Genomic DNA, 17,965 nt, shown 5'->3' with positions numbered 1-17,965 from the left:
GAGCTACTTCGCCCGTGTCCGGACCGGCGCGGTCACGCGTCGAAGTCGTCGTCCAGTGGTCACGGGATGGGTTGTTCGGCGAGGTCGGCCGCCGGAACCTCGTCCACGACGCTGCGATCGGCCCGGCGTTGTTATCCAGCACTTTCGAGCCGGGCCACCGCGTTGTCGGTGAGCCACCGTACCTCCTCCTCGCTCATCGCAATTGCCGCGTACGCGACGCTGAGGTCGAGGCCACCGAGCCGCTCGTTGGCGATCACAAACAGTGACGGGCCGAATATGTCGACCGAAACGGCCCTGGTGACGTCATCGAGCGTGTAGGCGCCGTAGCTGGTCTGAAGGCCGGACTCGTCTGCCGTGGTAACAGCAAGTCCGTCGATGCGCCGGTTGTTCCGGAGCGTTGGGCCGACTTCGCGCCGATACACTTCCCATTCGGGAAACTTCATAATCGAGGCGGACTCCCGGTCCTTTGCCAGCGCGGCGATCAGCTTGAACGAGGCGTCGCGGGCGGTTGCCCAGAAGTCGTCGGTTATCGAGTGCTCGGTACGCAGGATGTCGACGTAGCAACCGCAGGTATCGGGCGGCAGCGCGAGTTTACTGAGGCGACGGAGGTCGACCGTGGTCAACACGGTCATGGCGTCGAGCCGGTACCGCTCGCGCAGGGCAAGCAGGAAGGCCGCCGTTAGCGCACCGTGAAGCGTCGTCCTGTTGGCTTTAACGGCATCCTCGAGCGTTGCCGTTATGGTGAGCCCGAGATGACGCGCCAGTACTCGCGTTTCTTTCTTCGGATCGCGTACCTTCTGCTTGGGTAGCCGAATGGCCGGCGTGTAGGTGGCCTTCTTGCCACTGCCAGACTTCTTGCCACTGCCAGACTTGTTGGGCAGGCCGGCCTCGATCGGCGGGGGCAGGGCGGTGTGCAGCGGCGGTTTCAGTTCCGCCATGGCCGGATCGGCGAGGAATTCGAGAAGCTGGCGAGCGAGCATGTTGGCGGACAGGGCGTCGAGCGTCGCGTGATCGGCGCAGATGACGATGTGGTTGAGGTCGGCGTCGGACGACTGCCGCACTAGCGTTATCCGCAGGCGCGGATGGTTGCCCTTCGGGATCGGCTTGCGGAGGTCAGCGGCAAAAACCTTGCGCCAAGCGTCTGGATCGGTGTCGTCGAGCACCTTCAACGGGATCTCCGTTGTGCCCTCGGTGTCGAACCAGCGCTGGCGATAGGCGAAGGGCGGCACGGGTCGCCAGACAATCTTGCCGTAGCGGATATGAGCGCGAAGGATGGAGTGCTGGGTCTGTAGCCAGGCGAGCGCGCGCTTCACCAGCGCCGGATCGAGGCGGCCGCGCACGTGCAGCACCTGCATGGCGATCAGCCCGCCACTGGCATGCAAATGGTTGAGCAGTTGTTCTCGTCCGCCCAGCGGGCGCGTTTCGCCCAAGCCGTCCTCCCACGTTTTCGAATACCATTTCAGGTCCGATGAAATTGGCTATTATGCCGACTACATAGGGGATTCAATTCATGAACGATATCGAACAACCGATAATTGAGTATATCTCCGCAATGGTGGCTGAAACCGGCGGAGGGTCGGTCGATCGCGAGACCCTTTTGCTCGAAGCCGGCCTGCTGGACTCGATCAGTCTGGTGAAGCTGGTTCATTTCCTCGAGGAGCGATTCGAAATCAGCATCCCCGACTCGGAGATACGGGCGGAACTGTTCGAATCGCCTGCGGACCTCGCAGCCTATGTTTCGCAGCGAGCGGCTCAGCCTGCCTAAAGCTCGCGCAGCCGCGCGCGGAGCACCTTGCCCGCCGGACTCCGCGGCAGTGCGTCGATGAACGCTATCTCGGCCGGGACCTTCTGAACCGACAGCCTTTCGCGGGAATAGCGAATCAATTCATCGGCCGACACATCCGCCCCTTTCACGACAAACGCGATCAGCCGATTGCCGTTGCGCGAGTCCGGGAGACCCGTCACTGCGGCTTCGGCGACGGCGGGCAAGGTCATGAGCGTCTCCTCCACCTCGATGGGGTCGATCTTGTAGCCGGATACCTCGATCAGCAGCTTGCTGCGGCCACGGATGAAGATGCGACCTTGTTCATCGAGCGAGGCAAGATCGCCGGTCCTGAACCAGCCCTCATCGAACGCCTGAGCATTGGCCACGGCATCACCTAGATAGCCCCGCATGAGCGAGGATGATCTCAGTTCCATTTCGCCGACGGATGGGCCGAATTCGGTGTCGAACGGAGCGATGCGGACCCTGGCGTCGCCCGCCGGCTTGCCCACCGAGGCCCAGCTTGCGTCGGGATCGGCGGAGTTATTGTGCGAGACCATGCTGGCCTCGGTCGAGCCGTAGTCCTGACGAAGTGTGACACCAAGGCGCTCACGCACCGCTTCGAAGATCGGCCGCTTCAGTGCGACGCCGCCCGAGAAGGCCATGCGTAGCCTGAGATCGAAACTGCCGGGCTGACCAGCGACGATTTCGTACATTGCCGGAACGGCACCCATGACGGTGACGCGCTCGCGGACCATGGTGTCGAGCAGCTTCTTGCGCGAAAGCGCCAGCGGCAGGGGATCGCTCCAGTAGAGCGTCGTTGCACCGCCGGCGACGGCTTGCGTAGCGGCCATGAGGAAGCCCAACGAGAAGCTGCCCGGCAGAATGTCGAGGACGATATCGTCGGGCTGAATGTCCCAGGCGGTGCTCGCTCGTTCACCATCAGCGATGAGCTCGGCATAGGTGTGCGGCACCACCTTGGGCAACCCGGTCGAGCCGGACGAGAAGAGGTAGAGCGCCGTTGTGTCACCTGGCAGTTTCGGCAGCTGGGCGGTTGCGCTTCCTTCGGGAAGGCTGCTCGTCAGGAACAAGGGAATGCCGGGGGCTGCATCGGCGATCAGCATGTCGGCGACAGAGGCAAGGCCGCGAGTTGAGATAACGGCCTTGGGTCCGGCCTTTTGCGCGAGCGTGGCAAGTTCGGATCGCGTGGCCGTTTCGCCCAGCGGCATCGCGATGGCGCCGATGGCGAAGAGCGCGTGGGCAGTTACGAAAAGATCGGGTGAGTTCGGAATCAGCAGGGCAACAGGATCGCCGTTCTCGATGCCACGTTCGATCAAGCCGGCGGCGAGTCGGCCGATCCGCTCGACCAAAGCGGCGTAGGGGGTAAATGCTTCCCCCTGCCGCAATCCGCTGGTGAGCGGTGCCCGCGCTGTCAACGCGAGCAGATTGTCGTAGATCATCTCTACTCCGCGGGGTCCGCCCCCTCTGCCGCCAGGATAGGAGTGGGATGCGGCATCTACAAGGCGTCAGCGAACACGCCTGTAGGTCAGGCGGAGAACGAGCGTCAAGGCTGCTGTCGGCTTCAGACCGGCCGAGGCCGGGCATAGACGATTCCCAGCTGGCCCTACTCGTTCGTCGCGGCGCTGGAACCGGGCCGCACCAACTGGACGGCCCTGCTGGACGCCCGCCGCTTGCGCGCGACGACGACCTGACCACCGTCACCGCTGAACAGGTCCGTGACCTGGTGGTACGCCTGCACCGGCTGGGACATCACCGGGACGGCGATCCCGAGATCCTGATCGTGTTCGGCGCCGGCACCGGATCTGGTCACCGTGACTTCACCGCGCAGGCCCCGAACCAGCTGTGGGTGGCCGACGCGACCCGGATCCCGGCAGGTGGAGGCATGTTCTGGACGGCCGCGGTCAGGGATGCGTTCGCCAGCCAGATCGTGGGCTGGAAGTGCTCGGACCGCTGTGATACCGAGCCGATGCTCGAGGTGCCCGAGTGCACGGTGTGGGCGCGGGATGTGCGTACGACATCAGCCGTCTCGTTGCTCGATCGATCCGCCCACCACATCAGCGGAGGTCTCGGCGGCGAGGCTGAATGTTGCTGCGAGGCAGATCGCTAGGCGTGGGTGACGTCGGCTGCTAAGCCGAAGGCGATGATTCGGGTGGGGTGGATGCGGATCATTTCGCGGGAGACACCCTGGATGTAGGGGTCTACATCGGTCAATTGTTCTGCGGTGCCGCGGATTTCGAGGCAGCGCACGCGCCAGGGTTGGACCGAGGCAATATCGTCGACGACGAAGGCGACCCGGCTATTGGTGGCAATATTGCGGAACTTCCAGGAGCTGCCCATATTCCAGCCCGCGATATCGATGGTGCCGAGTTCCGCGTTATAGCGGAAGCCGACGGGGCTGTTCTGCGGTGAGCCGTCGGGGCGCACGGTCGCCAATCGGCCGAGGCGCTGCGTGTGTAGATAGTCGATCTGTTCGGAGGTCAGTGGTTCGCTCATGCCGCGACCGTAGGACCTGAACTCATATTGAGGTCAAGCGGTCCGGCCGCCGCCGCTCAGCCGAGCAGCTTCTTCTGCACCTTTCCCATGGCATTGCGCGGCAGTGCATCCACCACGCGCACCTCGCGCGGGCGCTTGTGCACCGAAAGTTGCTCGGCCACGTGCTCGATGAGGTCCTTCTCGATGGAATCGGCTGCGGCACCGCGCAATACGACATAGGCGACGATGCGCTGTCCCAGATCGGCATCGGGCAGCCCGACCACCGCCACCTCGGCGACCTGTGGATGCCCGAGCAGTACGGTCTCGACCTCCCCCGCACCGATGCGGTATCCACCGGATTTGATGAGGTCGACCGATTCCCGGCCGACGATGCGATGGAAGCGCTCGGCATCGATGGCCGCGACATCACCGGTCTTGAACCAGCCATCGTCGGTCCAGCATTCGGCGGTCGCCCCGGGCCGGTTGTAGTAGCCGTCGAAGAGCATCGGACCGCGGACCTGCAGACCACCGATGCTCGCGCCGTCGTGCGGGACGTCCGCGCCGGCTTCATCCCGAAGTCGGGTCTCGACGCCGGCGACCGGAGTACCGACCCAGCCCGGGCGGCGTTCCCCATCGGCACGGGTGGACAGCGTGATCATCGTTTCGCTCATGCCATAGCGCTCGATCGGCGCGTGTCCGGTGAGTTCTCGCAGGCGCTCGAAGACCGGAACCGGCAGCGGCGCACTGCCCGAGACGAGCAATCGCGCATCGGCCAATCGCCTTGCCGCATCGGGGTCTTCGACAACGCGCGACCATACGGTCGGCACACCGAAGTAGAGCGTGCCGCGAGCTTGCGCATAAGCCTGCGGCGTCGGCTTACCGGTGTGGATCAGCGGGCTGCCCACCCGCAGCGGTCCGAGCAGGCCGAGGATCAGTCCGTGCACGTGGAATAGCGGAAGCCCGTGCACCAGTAGGTCATTCGGCGTCCAGGCCCATGCGTCGGCGAGCGCGTCCAACCCGGCCGCGATGGCACCGCGGTTGAGTACGACGCCCTTGGGCAGGCCGGTGGTCCCCGAGGTGTAGAGCACGAATGCCGGTGTGGCCGGGTCGGGTTCGGGATAGGTATGCCAGGAGCGGGCGTGCACACGCACCGGGACCATCGGCAGTTCCGTCCCCTCCGGCGCCGCCCCGAGCCAGGCCTGCGCACCCGAATCGGTGAGGATATGCGCCAGTTCGGCGGTCCCCGAATCCGGCGGCACCGGCACCACCGTCACGCCCGCGATGAGGCAGCCGACGACCGCGAGCACCGTGGTCACGGTCGGCCGGGCCAGCACCGCCACCCGATCCGCGCGCGCAATGCGCTCGGCGACCGACGTCGCGGCGCCGAGCAGATCGCTGCGCGACAAGGTGACCCCATCGATGGTGACGGCATCCGGAATATCCGCCCCCGCAGCGACGGCGAGCGGGTTGAGCGAACGAAGCAGCAACTGCGGACCGAACGACATTCGCTCACGCTACTTCGACGCGACACCGCCGCACTACGCTCCCCCTTGACACCCTCGCGACGGTTGACACACCCATGAGGCAGTGAGAAGGTTGACCAATATCCTTCTCAACGATGAGAACGGGGTCGGCCATGACCAGTCCGCATCGAAAGCCATCGCCGGACGCCCGGGACAGCTTCGATATCGCGCAGTACATCGACGGTGTCGCCGCCTTCTTCGGCGGCACGGCGAATGTCATCATGCAGCTGAGCACGCTGCCGGTCGGCTATGGCGTACTGGAGAGCACCGTCGACAGCGGCAAGGTCATGTTGCATCCGGTCAAGCGGCTGCGCACCACCCTCACCTACCTCTCGGTCGCCATGCTCGGCACCGAAGATGAACGCGCCGCCTACCGCGATGCCGTCAACACCTCGCACCGCACCGTCAAATCCACCACGGCGAGTCCGGTGCAGTACAACGCCTTCGATCCGCAGCTGCAGCTGTGGGTCGCGGCCTGTCTGTACTGGGGCGCCCGCGATATCTACGAGCGCATGCACGGCCCGATGCGCGACACCGATGCGGAGGCCTTCTACTACTACAGCGCCCGACTGGGCACCACCCTGCAGATGCATCCAGGGCTGTGGCCGAGCGACCGCGCCGCGTTCGACGAGTACTGGTCCGAGCATCTCGCGAAAACCACGATCGATCCGCCGATCCGCGACTACTTCACCGACCTCATCGACCTGAAGATGCTCCCGCTGCCCGCCCGCCTACCCTTCGCCCGATTCCACCGATTCGTGGTCACCGGCCTGCTGCCCGAACATCTGCGCGACCAGATGGGGATGAGCTGGACCCCGCGCGACGATCGGATCCTCGCCGCGATCCTGCGCACCCTGGGCGCGGCAACCGCGCGAATGCCCAAGCAGGCCAGGATGTTTCCGATCAATGCCTACCTGTGGGACATGCGCGTGCGCAGACGGTTCGGGCTGCGTCTGGTGTGACCACCGGGGACGGCAGTCGGCGGAGCCGGCGGGGTGGGTGAGCTACGGGGGACGGCAGTCGGCGGAGCCGACGGGGTGGGTGAGCTACGGGGGACGGCAGTCGGCGGAGCCGGCGGGGTGGGTGAGCTACAGCCGGAACGAAACGACCACATGGTCGCGGGCGAACTTCCGGATCGCCGCGTCATCGTCGAGCGGGAGCACCGTCTGCGGCGTCAGCGCCAATGACAGCGCCGTCCGGGCGATCATTTCGGCGAGCGGCTCCGGATCGTAATCGGGCAATTTGCCCTCGTCCTGCAGTCGGCTAATGAATTCGGCCAGGTAGTCGCGCCCGAGCTCGAGGATCGGCGCACCCTTGACCGTGAGATACGGCAGCACGATCTCCGGCTCGGTCTTCAGCAACCGTTCGAGCAGCTTATTGCCGCGCAATCCGTTAAGGAACGCAACGAACAGTTCCACGATCTGCGCCTCGGCGCTGGCGTCGCGATCGACCTGGCGCTGCTGGGCCGCGTCCACCTCCTCGACGAACTGCCGCGCCTGCCGCATCCCGACCGCCTGGATGAGATCGGATTTGCTGGCGAAGCGCCGATAGAGCGTGGCCAGCGAAAGGCCGCACCGCCGTGCGACCTCCACCATGCTGGTTCGCTTGATGCCGAAATCCAGGAACGCCAGCAGGGCGGCGTCCAGTACCCGCGATTGATTGCGGTCCTCCGGGCCGGTGCTGCGGACCAGGGCCAGCAGTCTGGTCAGACTCGCCATAATTTCCCACCCTATTCCTATCCCCTGACACAATGACACTGCCAGCATCGCATGCCATCAGCTGCCGCTGCTCCCGAACACCGGGAAAGCGTGATTGACAGCACGTCGAAGCAATGAGAAGGTTTATATCAAACCTTCTCATCGCTGCCCATCGCCAGGGTGGCCACAGAAAGGCGAGGTCAACGATGACCGAACCCCTCCGCCCCGCCGATAACCTGCCGAATTCCGGCCCCGTTGCCGTCGAATCCATCACCACGGAAACCGTTGTCGAATATATCGACGGACTCGCGGCATTCCTGGGCGGCACCGCCAATGTGATCATGCAGCTGAGCCTGCGGCCCGTCGGCCGCGGCGTACTGGAGAGCACGGTCGACAGCGGCAAGGTCACACTGCACCCGATCAAACGGCTACGCACCACACTCAGCTATCTCGCGGTCGCGCTGATGGGCTCGGAACAGGAGCGCGCGCACTATCGGGACGCGGTCAACGAGTCGCATCGGCCGGTCCGCTCGACCTCGGCGAGCCCGGTGGAATACAACGCCTTCGATCCCACGCTGCAACTCTGGGTGGCCGCCTGTCTGTACTGGGGCATCGACGATCTCTACACCCGCATGCACGGCCCGATGGATCCCGATGTGGCCGAAGCCTTTTACCGGTACTGCGCCCGGCTCGGCACCACACTGCAGATGCGTCCTGACATGTGGCCCGCCAATCGTGCCGAGTTCCAACGGTATTGGGATGAGAACCTGACCGAGCGCGGTATCGAGCCCGCCCTGCGCGACTACTTCAACGATCTCATCGACCTGAAGATGTTGCCGCGCCCGATTCGGTTCACCTTCGCCCGCCTCCAGCGGTTCTTCGTAACCGGCCTGCTGCCAACGCATTTGCGCAACGAGATGCGGATGACCTGGACCGAGCGGGATCAGCGCCGATTCGATCGGCTGCTGCGGACGATCTCGGCGGTGCACACCCGACTGCCGCGGCAGCTGCGAATGTTCCCGATCAACGCCTACCTGTTCGACGTTCGCAGGCGCATCCGATTGGGTAAACCGCTCGTGTAGCGGGATCGTTTGACAGGCTATCGAGTCGATGAGAAGGTAAGCACCTAATCTTCTCATCGATACCTGTTGCCGCTGATCGACCCGGAAAGCCGAGGCCAACGATGACCTTGCCGCTGCGCGCCGAGCCACCAGATCCCGTCGCAACCTGCCGCTATGGCACCGTCGACAACTTCGCCATGGACCGGTTCTGGAGCGGTGTCGCAGCCTTCCTCGGCGGGACGGCCAATGTCATCATGCAGCTGAGCCTGCGGCCCGTCGGCTACGGCGTCATGGAGAGCACGGTCGAATCCGGCCGGATCGATGTGCACCCGTGGAAGCGGATGCGCACCACGCTGACCTATCTCGCCGTAGCGTTGATGGGCACCGAACACGACCGCGCGATCTACCGCGAGGCCGTCAATGGCTCACATCGGGCGGTGCATTCCGAGCCCGGCGCTGCGGTAAAGTACAACGCCTTCGACCCGAAGCTGCAATTGTGGGTCGCCGCCTGTTTGTATTGGGGCGTAGTCGATCTGGAGGAGCGACTACACGGACCGATGGATGAGGACACCGCGGAGGTGTTCTACCAGTATGCGGCTCGGCTCGGCACCACCCTGCAGATGCGCCCGGAGATGTGGCCCGCCGACCGAAAGGCGTTCCAGGAGTACTGGAATACCAATCTGGCGACCAAGTCCATCGATGCGCGCACCCGCGCATACCTAGACGACCTCATCGATCTGAAGATGGTGGCCCGGCCACTGCGGATATTCGCACCGTTGCAGCGACTCTTCGTGACCAGCCTGTTGCCGCCGCACCTGCGCGGCCAGATGCACATGCGCTGGAGCGCCCGCCAGGAACGCTTCGCAAACCGGCTGCTGCGGGTCATCGGCGCCGTGCACCGTCGACTTCCGAAGCAGGCCAGGCTCTTTCCGATGAACCTCTACCTCTGGGATATACGCAGGCGGCATCGGCTCGGCAAACCGCTGGTCTAGGACTTGCTGACCAGCGTGTTGCCCGCGGCCAGCCGCAACTGCTCGATCTATGGGCGTTCCCGTGAGCATCCGCTCGAGCGGTGGCTAATCGGACACCACAAACGGATTCATTCCGACTCCATGTGCGGATACCGGTGATCACCCGGCGGCACGAAGGTCTCCTTGATCGTGCGTGGCGCGACCCAGCGCAGCAGATTCAGCGGTGAGCCCGCCTTATCGTCGGTGCCCGAGGCGCGCGCACCGCCGAAGGGCTGCTGACCGACCACCGCACCGGTCGGCTTATCGTTGATGTAGAAGTTGCCCGCGGCGAATCGCAGTGCGGCCGAGGCCTGTTCGATGGCCTTGCGATCCTGGGCGAAGATCGCGCCGGTCAGTGCGTACGGCGCGGCCGATTCCACCTCGGCCAGCACCGCGGCATAGGAGCCGGGTTCGGCGTCGTCGTAGACGTGCACCGCCAGGATCGGGCCGAAGTATTCGGTGGCGAAGGCGTCGTCGTGCGGATCGTCCACCAGCAGTACGGTCGGCCGCACGAACCAGCCCTCGCTGTCGTCGTATTCGCCGCCCGCCGCAATGGCGATACCCGCCGATCTGGCCCGTTCGATGGCGGCCACATTCTTGTCGTAGGCACGCCGATCGATCAGCGCCCCACCGAAATTCGTCAGATCGGCAACGTCACCGTAGCTGAGTCCCCTGGTCAATTGGAGGAAGTCGTCGCCGATGGTGCGCCACATCGAGCGCGCTATATAGGCGCGCGAGGCCGCCGAGCACTTCTGACCCTGATATTCGTAGGCGCCGCGAATGAGCGCGGTACGCAAGGCATCCGGATCCGCGGACGGATGCGCCACAATGAAGTCCTTGCCGCCGGTCTCACCGACCAACCGAGGATAGGTATGGTAGCGGCCGATATTCGTGCCGACCTGCGACCACAGGAACTGAAATGTCCTGGTGGATCCGGTGAAATGGATGCCCGCAAGTCGCGGATCGACGAGTGCGACCTCCGATAGTTCGACACCGTCGCCGGTCACCATATTGATGACACCGGGCGGCAGTCCGGCCGCCTCGAGCAGCCGCATCGTATAGAACGCCGAAAGTGTCTGGGTGGGAGAGGGTTTCCACACCACGGTATTGCCCATCAGTGCGGGCGCGGTGGGCAGGTTCCCGGCGATCGCGGTGAAGTTGAACGGCGTGATCGCGTAGACGAACCCCTCCAGCGGGCGATAGTCCATCTGGTTCCACACCCCGGCGCTCGACTGCGGCTGCTGCTGCAGGATCTGGCGCGCGAAGGCCACATTGAAGCGCCAGAAGTCGACCAGTTCGCACGGTGCGTCGATCTCGGCCTGCTGGACCGTCTTGGATTGGCCGAGCATGGTCGCGGCGGCGACCGTCTCCCGCCATGGCCCGGACAGCAGATCGGCCGCCCGCAGGAAGATGGCCGCCCGCTCGTCGAAGGCCATGCTCCGCCAGCCGGGTGCCGCCGCCATCGCGGCCTCGATGGCGCCGTGGGCTTCGGAGTGGGTGGTATCGGTATAGGTGCCGAGCACCTGCCGATGTCGATGCGGGGCGACGATATCGTGTCGAGCCCCGATGCCCGGCCGGTGCTTACCACCGATGACCAGCGGAATATCGATGGATTCGGCGGCGATCTCGGTGAGCTCGGCGCTCAGCAGTGCCCGCTCGCGACTGCCCGGCGCGTAGGAATGCACCGGCTCGTTACCAGGGATAGGGACTACCGTGACAGAGTCCATACACCCAGGCTATCGCCGTTCCCGGGCCGTCGGGCGCGATCGGTGGCCGTGTCGGCGAGACTCAGCTCAGCCGCTGTGCCGCGGCCCGAATGCGCTCATCGGTGGCGGTGAGTGCGATGCGCACGTACTCGCCCGCGCCCGGTCCGTAGAAGTCGCCGGGGGCGGCGAGAATGCCGCGCTCGGCCAGCCACTCCAGGGTGGTGCGGCCCGGCTCGCCCCGAGTGGACCACAGGTACAGGCCCGCTTCGGAGTGATCGATGCGAAAACCGGCTTGCTGCAAGGCCGTTCGCAGCACCTCGCGACGCGCGCGGTAGCGCTCACGCTGCTGCGCCTCATGGTTGTCGTCACCGAGTGCGGCGGCCATGGCCGCCTGGATCGGGAACGGCACCATCATGCCGGAATGCTTGCGCACCTCGAGCATTTCGGCGACGAGTTCCGGATCGCCCACCACGAAACCGGCCCGGTAGCTGGCCAAGTTGGAGGTCTTCGACAGCGAGTGCACCGCGAGCAGGCCGGTGTGGTCGCCGTCGCACACCTCGGGATCGAGGATCGAGACGGCACGCCCCTCCCAGGTGAGGCCCAGGTAGCACTCGTCGGAGGCGACGACCGTGCCGCGCTCGCGGGCGAACTGCACCACCTTGCGCAGATGCTCGACACCGAGCACCCGCCCCGTCGGGTTCGACGGTGAGTTCACATAGATGAGGGCGGGCGAGCGCGGACCCAACTGGGTCAGCCCGTCGGCCCGCACCACCTGGGCACCGGCCAGCAGTGCACCCACCTCGTAGGTCGGGTAGGCGACCTCGGGGATGACGACCAGATCGTCCGCGCCGAGGCCGAGCAGCCGCGGCAGCCCGGCGATCAGTTCCTTGGTGCCGATCACCGGCAAGACCGCGGCCGGGTCCACACCCGTGATCCCGTACCGCCGCTTCAGCGCATCGACCGCCGCGGCGCGCAACTCCGGGGTGCCGTGCGTGGTCGGATAGCCGGGTACCTCGGCGACCGAACTCAATGCGGCACGGATCAGCGGGTCCACCGGATCGACCGGAGTGCCGACCGACAGGTCGACGATGCCGTCCGGATGCGCGGCGGCCTTGGCCTTCACCGCCGCGATGGTGTCCCAGGGGAAGTCAGGGAGCAGTGCACTGACCCGGCGACGCGGTGACACCTCAGAGCTCATTCACTCGCCATCGGCGGCAGCTCTTTGATGAACGGCGGGTCGTAATCCACCTTGCCGACCTTCGTCGCGCCGCCGGGCGAACCCAGCTCGTCGAAGAAGTCGACATTGGCGTTCACATATCCGCTCCACTGGTCCGGGGTGTCGTCTTCATAGAAGATCGCCTCCACCGGGCACACCGGCTCACATGCACCACAGTCCACGCACTCGTCCGGATGGATGTACAGCATGCGACCACCCTCGTAGATGCAGTCCACGGGGCATTCCTCGATGCATGCCTTGTCCTTCACGTCAACGCACGGTTCAGCGATGATGTACGGCACTGCCGCTCTCCTAGTCTGTCCTCACGGGGATACTCCGCCCGGCGTCACACTATCCCGGCAGCTCAGGCTACTCCTGGTCAGCCTGCCCTAACTAACTTTGTTCCGCACGCCACTCGATGGATACGAAACACCCCTTGCATCCGCGTCTTTGCGAATCGACCCAGCGCGACGACCGCGAGTCCGGTACGGCCCCGGTGCCGCTAGCCCACCGACAGTGGCAGCGCCGCGGAGATCTTCCGTTGCGGCACCCCGTAGGTGGTGGTGCGCTCGCGCACCGAACGGCCGATACCATCCGCGATCTCGGTGAGTTCGGCGACGGTCTTGGCGGACCCGTGTTGGGACCCGGCCATGCGGGAGATGGTCTCCTCCATCAACGTACCGCCCAGATCGTTGGCGCCACCGTTGAGCATGGTGCGAGTACCCGCGGTACCGAGCTTCACCCAGCTGGTCTGGATGTTGTCGATGCGGCCGTGCAGCATGATCCGCGCCAAGGCGTGCGCCGCCCGGTTGTCCCGGATGGTCGGCCCCGGCCGCGCCGCACCCGCCAGATACAGCGGCGAACTCTGATGCACGAACGGCAACAGCACGAATTCGGTGAAACCGCCTGTCTCATCCTGGATTCCGCGCAGCACCCGCAGATGTCCGACCCAGTGCTTCGGATTGTCCACGTGGCCGTACATCATCGTGGAACTGGAGCGCAGGCCGACCTGATGCGCGGTGGTGATCACCTCGATCCAGGCGGAGGTCGGCAGTTTGCCCTTGGTGAGCACCCAGCGGACCTCGTCGTCGAGGATCTCCGCGGCCGTGCCCGGAATCGTGTCCAGCCCGGCTTCCTTCAGCGCGACCAGCCAATCGCGGATGCTCTGACCGCCGCGCGAGGCGCCGTTCACGATCTCCATCGGGCTGAACGCGTGCACATGCATCGACGGCACCCGCTGCTTGATCGCGCGCACCAGATCGGCATAGCCGGTGACCGGCAGATCCGGGTCGATACCACCCTGCATGCAGATTTCGGTCGCACCGTCGACATGCGCCTCCCAAGCGCGGTCGGCGACCTCGTCCATGCTCAGGGTGAACGCGTCGGCATCGCCCTTGCGCTGGGCGAATGCGCAGAAGCGGCAACCGGTGTAGCAGATATTGGTGAAGTTGATATTCCGGTTCACCACGTAGGTGACATCGTCGCCGTTGACATCGCGGCGCAGTTGGTCGGCCAGTGCGGCGACGGCTTCCAGTGCTGGCCCCTCCGCGGTTGCCAGCGCGAGGTATTCGGCGTCGGTGAGACCAGCCGGATCGCTTTCGGCGGCACGCAGCGCGGCGAGCACATCGGAATCGACCCGCTCCGGTGCTGCCACCGCGAGATCGCGAGCCTGTTCACGGATGGTGTCCCAATCGCCGAAGGCCCCCACCACATCCTGCCCGAGCGCGGAATCACTGCGGCTCTCGGTATTTCGGCCCTCGGTATCGATCGAGGTGTTCAGATCGACGCGGCCCGCCGACTCCCATGACTCGTCCGGTTCCTGCCAGGGCAGGCCCACCGGAATCGCATCCGGATTCGCCAGACCGGTCTTCGGATCGGTGAGCGCCGCGACATGCGCGCCGATGCGCGGATCGACCCACGGATTGCCCGCGCGCACATATTTCGGATGCGCGGAGGTGCGTTCGACGAGCTGATAGCCCGCGGCCTCGGTGATCTCGCGCAGCGTATCCAGATTCGGCCAGGGCCGTTCCGGATTCACATGGTCGGGGGTGACCGGCGAGACACCGCCCCAGTCATCGATGCCCGCGTCGATCAGTGCGCGACATTCCTCGTGCGACACCAGATTCGGCGGCGCCTGCACTGGCACATCGGGTCCGAGCAGCAGTCGGGTGACCGCGATGGTGGCGCGGAACTCCGCCATACCCGCGTCCGGAACATCGCGCATGGCGGTGTCGTCCTTGGCGCGGAAGTTCTGGATGATCACTTCCTGGATATGCCCGAACGCCTTGTGCTGCTTGCGGATCGCCATGATCGAATCGGCCCGCTCGTTCAGCGTCTCACCGATGCCGACCAGAATGCCGGTGGTGTAGGGCACCGACAGCCGACCCGCGTCGGTGATGGCGCGCAGCCGCACCGCCGGATCCTTATCGGGACTTCCGTAGTGGCAGTTGCCCTTCTCGGTGAACAGCCGGGTTGCGGTCGTCTCGAGCATCATGCCCATCGACTGCGCGACCGGCTTGAGCCGGGAGATCTCCTCCCAGCTCATCACGCCCGGATTCAGATGCGGCAGCAGGCCGGTCTCCTCGAGCACCATGATCGAGACGGCGCGCAGGTAGTCCAGGGTGGAATCGTAGCCGCGCTCATCGAGCCACTGCGCGGCCTCCGGCCAGCGGTCCTCGGGCCGATCACCAAGGGTGAACAACGCCTCCTTGCAGCCGAGCGCCGCACCGCGGCGCGCGATATCGAGCACCTCGTCGGGCTCCAGGAACATGCCCTTGCCCTCGGCGCGCAATTTGCCCGGCACCGTGACGAAGGTGCAGTAGTGACATTTGTCCCGACACAGCCTGGTCAGCGGGATGAAGACATTGCGCGAATAACTGATCGTCTTCGGCCGCCCCGCCGATTCCAGTCCGGCATCACGCACCCGGGCGGCGCTGCGACACAGGTCGACGAGGTCGTCACCGCGCGCGTGCAGCAGTACGGCTGCCTCGTCCACGTTCAGTGTCACGCCATCGCGGGCCCGCCGCAGCGCACGGCGCATTGCCGATGGCGTTGGCGGTGCGGGCGGGACGCTCGGGGTCGCTAGCTCGGTCACGCCCTCGATCATGCGCTACACATCCTGGGCTGTCTCCCTCCAGTGCTCGTGACCGTTGCCAACTCCGGGGTCGCGCGCACTATTCCGACTTCGCGAGCCAATGTATTCCCGCCCAGGCCGAGGCAGTTTTGCGATGGTTCATGATCGCATCGGCGGCGGCCGGTCCGCTCGGCACAAGGGTGGGAAAGCCTGCTTGCGCGTGCAACCATGGCAGGCATGTCGCAGTCGCGCACCATCATGGCCGATCCGGCCTGGCGTCCGAGCACCAAGGCCAAGCTCTTGTGGTCTGTTCAGGCCGCGATGGGGTGGGTGGTTCCCTTCGTGGCGCTGATCGTCTGGGCGCTCGTCGACAGCGGACATCGGGGTGCGCAGTTGGTCGTCTTCGCGGTGGCGGTGCTGCTCGCGGCGCTCAGCATCGGGGTGGTGCCGCTGTGGCGGTACGCGGTGCATCGGTGGGAGGTGACCGATGAGGCGGTGTACACCCGGGTCGGCTGGTTGGCGGTGGAGAGCCGGGTGGCGCCGATCTCCAGGGTGCAGACCGTTGATACCGAGCGCGGGCCACTGGAGCGGCTGCTCGGCCTGGCGACGGTGACCGTGACGACGGCATCATCGGCCGGAGCGGTGCGGATCTCGGCACTGGATCTGCCGGTCGCCGAGCAGACCGTCACGCGGCTGACCGCGATTGCCGCACAGCACCGCGGGGATGCGACATGAGTGTGCCGGAAAGCGATTTCGGGCCGCAGGCGGATCAGCCGTGGTTGCGGCTGGATAAGCGAATGTTGTTGGTACACCCCATTACCGAAGTGGTGAAGTTCATCCCGGTGCTGATCGGATCGGTGATCCTCGGCACCAATACCGGCAACCACCTGTGGGGCCTCATCGCCCTGGCACTGATCGTCGGCTTCGCGCTGACGCGCTGGTTCACCACCACCTACCGGGTCGGGCCGACGCATGTGGAGTTGCGCACCGGGTTGATCCAACGCAAGAAGCTGTCGGTGCCGCGGTCGCGGATCCGGTCGGTGGATATCGAAGCCGATCTGCTGCATCGGGTGCTCGGACTCGCCGTACTGGCGATAGGTACCGGACAGCACGCGGATTCGAGCGAGAAGTTCAAGTTGGACGCGTTGGACGCGGATGTGGTGCCACCGTTGCGTGCGGCTTTGCTCGCGCATACCTCGGCCGGGGTGCCGCCCGCTGCGCAACAGACCGCGGATCCGCTGCGAAAAGCTCTGCCGGAGTACGCGTCCGGGGACGTCCGCGAGATCGGTCATTGGCAGGCGAGCTGGGTGCGTTACGCGCCGCTGTCGCTGACCGGTTTCGCGATCATCGCACCCATTGTCGGTATCGCGTTCCAATATGGGTTCGGCCAGGTGCTGTTCAGTTCGGACGCGGTGCACAGCATCGAGGACGGCAGTGCCGCACTCATCGCCGTCGCCGTTGCGCTGCTGATCGTCGCCATCGTGGTGATCGTCAGCCTGGCGGCCTGCGCGCGATATCTGGCAACGTATTTCGGACTGCGGGTGCTCGATAACGATCGCACCCTGCACCTGCGCCACGGCCTGTTCACGACTCGGCAGATCACCCTGGATCTGGCCCGCTTCCGCGGCGCGACGGTCAACGAACCGCTGCTGCTGCGCTTGGCCGGTGCCGCCGAACTCGAAGCCATCATGACCGGTCAGAGCCCGCGCCAGAAGATCCTTCCGCAGGCACCCCGCGCCGCCATCGAACGCACCCTTGCGGAATTGCTCGTGCCCCGAGGTGCGAGTTCGCCCGATATCGCGGCGTCGCGAACTGCGCTGGCAGACATTGCCGCGCCGGACCGCGAAATCGTTGGCGTACCGGACCTTTCGACGACCGAATTCCCGGCCGTCAGTATTGCGAAAGGCCGAGCGCTACAACGAGAATCGGTGACCGGCCAGGGGGCGACGGTGAGCACCGCACCGCTGATCGCGCACGGCCCGGTCGCGCGCCGCCGCCGCTACACCCGCGCGCTGAGCCCGATTCTGATCGTCGCGGCCGCAATGCTGATCTTTTCCCTTGCCGGAGCGGACTTTTCACCGTGGTGGTGGCTGCTGCCCGCGGTCACGGCCCTGATCGCCGCTGCGCTGGCCGCGGACCGCTACCGCGGACTCGGCCACGCCGTCCTGCCCGCAACCGAGCACAGCCCGGCCTGGCTGATCACCCGCTCCGGCTCCCTCGACCGTGATCGCGACTGCCTGGAGGCTCCCGGCATTATCGGCTGGACCGTCCGCCAATCCTTCTGGCAGCGCCGCTCCGGCATCGCCACCGTGGTGGCCGCCACCGCGGCGGGGAAGAAGCGCTATCACGTCGTCGATATTCCGCTCGAACAGGCCTGGGAACTCATCGAATCCGCGACGCCCGGACGCCTCGGCACTCGCTGAA

General features: G+C 65.5%; 16 protein-coding genes. 6 read left to right on the top strand and 10 right to left on the bottom strand.

The window, feature by feature from the left end; all coding sequences use genetic code 11:
• Positions 1–131: 131 nt before the first annotated feature.
• Positions 132–1,430, bottom strand: a complete 1,299-nt coding sequence (locus ACWEO2_RS32485) for a phthiocerol/phthiodiolone dimycocerosyl transferase family protein (protein ID WP_452408823.1) — start codon at positions 1,428–1,430, stop codon at positions 132–134.
• An 80-nt stretch (positions 1,431–1,510) separates the two neighbouring features.
• Between ACWEO2_RS32485 and ACWEO2_RS32480 the strand changes: the two genes are divergently transcribed.
• Complete coding sequence (locus tag ACWEO2_RS32480) at positions 1,511–1,765, top strand: acyl carrier protein (protein WP_452408822.1); 255 nt, start codon at positions 1,511–1,513, stop codon at positions 1,763–1,765.
• On the opposite strand, the gene ACWEO2_RS32475 is transcribed toward ACWEO2_RS32480, so the two are convergent.
• The 4 genes from ACWEO2_RS32475 to ACWEO2_RS32460 all read right to left on the bottom strand — a co-directional run bounded on the left by ACWEO2_RS32475 (position 1,762) and on the right by ACWEO2_RS32460 (position 5,760).
• A complete protein-coding gene (locus tag ACWEO2_RS32475; protein WP_452408821.1) occupies positions 1,762–3,222 on the bottom strand; it encodes a class I adenylate-forming enzyme family protein in 1,461 nt (486 codons plus the stop codon). The genes ACWEO2_RS32480 and ACWEO2_RS32475 overlap by 4 nt on opposite strands.
• A gap of 164 nt (positions 3,223–3,386) precedes the next feature.
• Positions 3,387–3,593: a hypothetical protein gene (locus tag ACWEO2_RS32470; RefSeq protein ID WP_452408820.1), complete on the bottom strand. Its 207-nt coding sequence runs from the start codon at positions 3,591–3,593 to the stop codon at positions 3,387–3,389.
• 293 nt (positions 3,594–3,886) lie between these two features.
• On the bottom strand, positions 3,887–4,276 hold the full coding sequence (locus tag ACWEO2_RS32465) for a PPOX class F420-dependent oxidoreductase (protein WP_355176853.1): 390 nt from the start codon (positions 4,274–4,276) through the stop codon (positions 3,887–3,889).
• A gap of 56 nt (positions 4,277–4,332) precedes the next feature.
• Positions 4,333–5,760: an acyl-CoA synthetase gene (locus tag ACWEO2_RS32460; protein WP_452408819.1), complete on the bottom strand. Its 1,428-nt coding sequence runs from the start codon at positions 5,758–5,760 to the stop codon at positions 4,333–4,335.
• A gap of 131 nt (positions 5,761–5,891) precedes the next feature.
• Between ACWEO2_RS32460 and ACWEO2_RS32455 the strand changes: the two genes are divergently transcribed.
• On the top strand, positions 5,892–6,740 hold the full coding sequence (locus tag ACWEO2_RS32455; protein ID WP_452408818.1) for an oxygenase MpaB family protein: 849 nt from the start codon (positions 5,892–5,894) through the stop codon (positions 6,738–6,740).
• 126 nt (positions 6,741–6,866) lie between these two features.
• Here the strand turns inward: ACWEO2_RS32455 and ACWEO2_RS32450 are convergent, their stop codons facing one another.
• Complete coding sequence (locus ACWEO2_RS32450; protein WP_452408817.1) at positions 6,867–7,496, bottom strand: TetR/AcrR family transcriptional regulator; 630 nt, start codon at positions 7,494–7,496, stop codon at positions 6,867–6,869.
• A 185-nt stretch (positions 7,497–7,681) separates the two neighbouring features.
• Here ACWEO2_RS32450 and ACWEO2_RS32445 point away from each other — a divergent pair, with 185 nt between their 5' ends.
• Together ACWEO2_RS32445 and ACWEO2_RS32440 are read left to right on the top strand one after the other, a co-directional pair.
• Positions 7,682–8,557 carry an oxygenase MpaB family protein gene (locus tag ACWEO2_RS32445; RefSeq protein WP_452408816.1) on the top strand — a complete coding sequence of 292 codons (876 nt, stop codon included), beginning with the start codon at positions 7,682–7,684 and terminating at the stop codon, positions 8,555–8,557.
• Between the two features lie 101 nt (positions 8,558–8,658).
• Complete coding sequence (locus ACWEO2_RS32440) at positions 8,659–9,528, top strand: oxygenase MpaB family protein (protein ID WP_452408815.1); 870 nt, start codon at positions 8,659–8,661, stop codon at positions 9,526–9,528.
• A gap of 107 nt (positions 9,529–9,635) precedes the next feature.
• Here ACWEO2_RS32440 and pruA read toward each other — a convergent pair whose 3' ends face one another.
• From pruA to ACWEO2_RS32420, 4 genes are all read right to left on the bottom strand, one after another.
• A complete protein-coding gene (gene pruA / locus ACWEO2_RS32435; RefSeq protein ID WP_452408814.1) occupies positions 9,636–11,273 on the bottom strand; it encodes an L-glutamate gamma-semialdehyde dehydrogenase in 1,638 nt (545 codons plus the stop codon).
• 61 nt (positions 11,274–11,334) lie between these two features.
• Positions 11,335–12,450, bottom strand: a complete 1,116-nt coding sequence (gene dapC / locus ACWEO2_RS32430; RefSeq protein ID WP_452408813.1) for a succinyldiaminopimelate transaminase — start codon at positions 12,448–12,450, stop codon at positions 11,335–11,337.
• Positions 12,447–12,770 (bottom strand): ferredoxin, encoded by a 324-nt coding sequence (gene fdxA, locus ACWEO2_RS32425; protein ID WP_014987978.1) that lies wholly within the window; start codon positions 12,768–12,770, stop codon positions 12,447–12,449. Before fdxA ends, dapC begins: the two co-directional genes overlap by 4 nt.
• Positions 12,771–12,970: 200 nt before the next feature.
• Complete coding sequence (locus ACWEO2_RS32420; RefSeq protein WP_452408812.1) at positions 12,971–15,574, bottom strand: bifunctional FO biosynthesis protein CofGH; 2,604 nt, start codon at positions 15,572–15,574, stop codon at positions 12,971–12,973.
• Between the two features lie 204 nt (positions 15,575–15,778).
• Between ACWEO2_RS32420 and ACWEO2_RS32415 the strand changes: the two genes are divergently transcribed.
• Together ACWEO2_RS32415 and ACWEO2_RS32410 are read left to right on the top strand one after the other, a co-directional pair.
• The gene (locus tag ACWEO2_RS32415; RefSeq protein ID WP_354959240.1) at positions 15,779–16,276 is read left to right on the top strand and encodes a PH domain-containing protein; all 498 of its coding nucleotides are present in this window, start codon (positions 15,779–15,781) and stop codon (positions 16,274–16,276) included.
• Positions 16,273–17,964 carry a PH domain-containing protein gene (locus ACWEO2_RS32410; RefSeq protein ID WP_452408811.1) on the top strand — a complete coding sequence of 564 codons (1,692 nt, stop codon included), beginning with the start codon at positions 16,273–16,275 and terminating at the stop codon, positions 17,962–17,964. The genes ACWEO2_RS32415 and ACWEO2_RS32410 overlap by 4 nt, the downstream gene beginning before the upstream one ends.
• The last annotated feature ends 1 nt before the right edge of the window (position 17,965 follow it).

Source organism: Nocardia sp. NPDC004278 (genome assembly GCF_053602975.1).
Note: the sequence above shows the minus strand (reverse complement) of the source record. Positions and strands in the feature narration are given on the sequence as shown.

What these genes read in the sequence shown, in the direction of transcription:
- ACWEO2_RS32480 (WP_452408822.1), top strand. Translation starts at nt 1,511, where the DNA reads ATGAACGATATCGAACAACCGATAATTGAGTATATCTCCGCAATGGTG.
- ACWEO2_RS32475 (WP_452408821.1), bottom strand. Translation starts at nt 3,222, where the DNA reads ATGATCTACGACAATCTGCTCGCGTTGACAGCGCGGGCACCGCTCACC.
- ACWEO2_RS32465 (WP_355176853.1), bottom strand. Translation starts at nt 4,276, where the DNA reads ATGAGCGAACCACTGACCTCCGAACAGATCGACTATCTACACACGCAG.
- ACWEO2_RS32460 (WP_452408819.1), bottom strand. Translation starts at nt 5,760, where the DNA reads ATGTCGTTCGGTCCGCAGTTGCTGCTTCGTTCGCTCAACCCGCTCGCC.
- ACWEO2_RS32455 (WP_452408818.1), top strand. Translation starts at nt 5,892, where the DNA reads ATGACCAGTCCGCATCGAAAGCCATCGCCGGACGCCCGGGACAGCTTC.
- ACWEO2_RS32450 (WP_452408817.1), bottom strand. Translation starts at nt 7,496, where the DNA reads ATGGCGAGTCTGACCAGACTGCTGGCCCTGGTCCGCAGCACCGGCCCG.
- ACWEO2_RS32445 (WP_452408816.1), top strand. Translation starts at nt 7,682, where the DNA reads ATGACCGAACCCCTCCGCCCCGCCGATAACCTGCCGAATTCCGGCCCC.
- ACWEO2_RS32440 (WP_452408815.1), top strand. Translation starts at nt 8,659, where the DNA reads ATGACCTTGCCGCTGCGCGCCGAGCCACCAGATCCCGTCGCAACCTGC.
- pruA (WP_452408814.1), bottom strand. Translation starts at nt 11,273, where the DNA reads ATGGACTCTGTCACGGTAGTCCCTATCCCTGGTAACGAGCCGGTGCAT.
- dapC (WP_452408813.1), bottom strand. Translation starts at nt 12,450, where the DNA reads ATGAGCTCTGAGGTGTCACCGCGTCGCCGGGTCAGTGCACTGCTCCCT.
- ACWEO2_RS32420 (WP_452408812.1), bottom strand. Translation starts at nt 15,574, where the DNA reads ATGATCGAGGGCGTGACCGAGCTAGCGACCCCGAGCGTCCCGCCCGCA.
- ACWEO2_RS32415 (WP_354959240.1), top strand. Translation starts at nt 15,779, where the DNA reads ATGTCGCAGTCGCGCACCATCATGGCCGATCCGGCCTGGCGTCCGAGC.
- ACWEO2_RS32410 (WP_452408811.1), top strand. Translation starts at nt 16,273, where the DNA reads ATGAGTGTGCCGGAAAGCGATTTCGGGCCGCAGGCGGATCAGCCGTGG.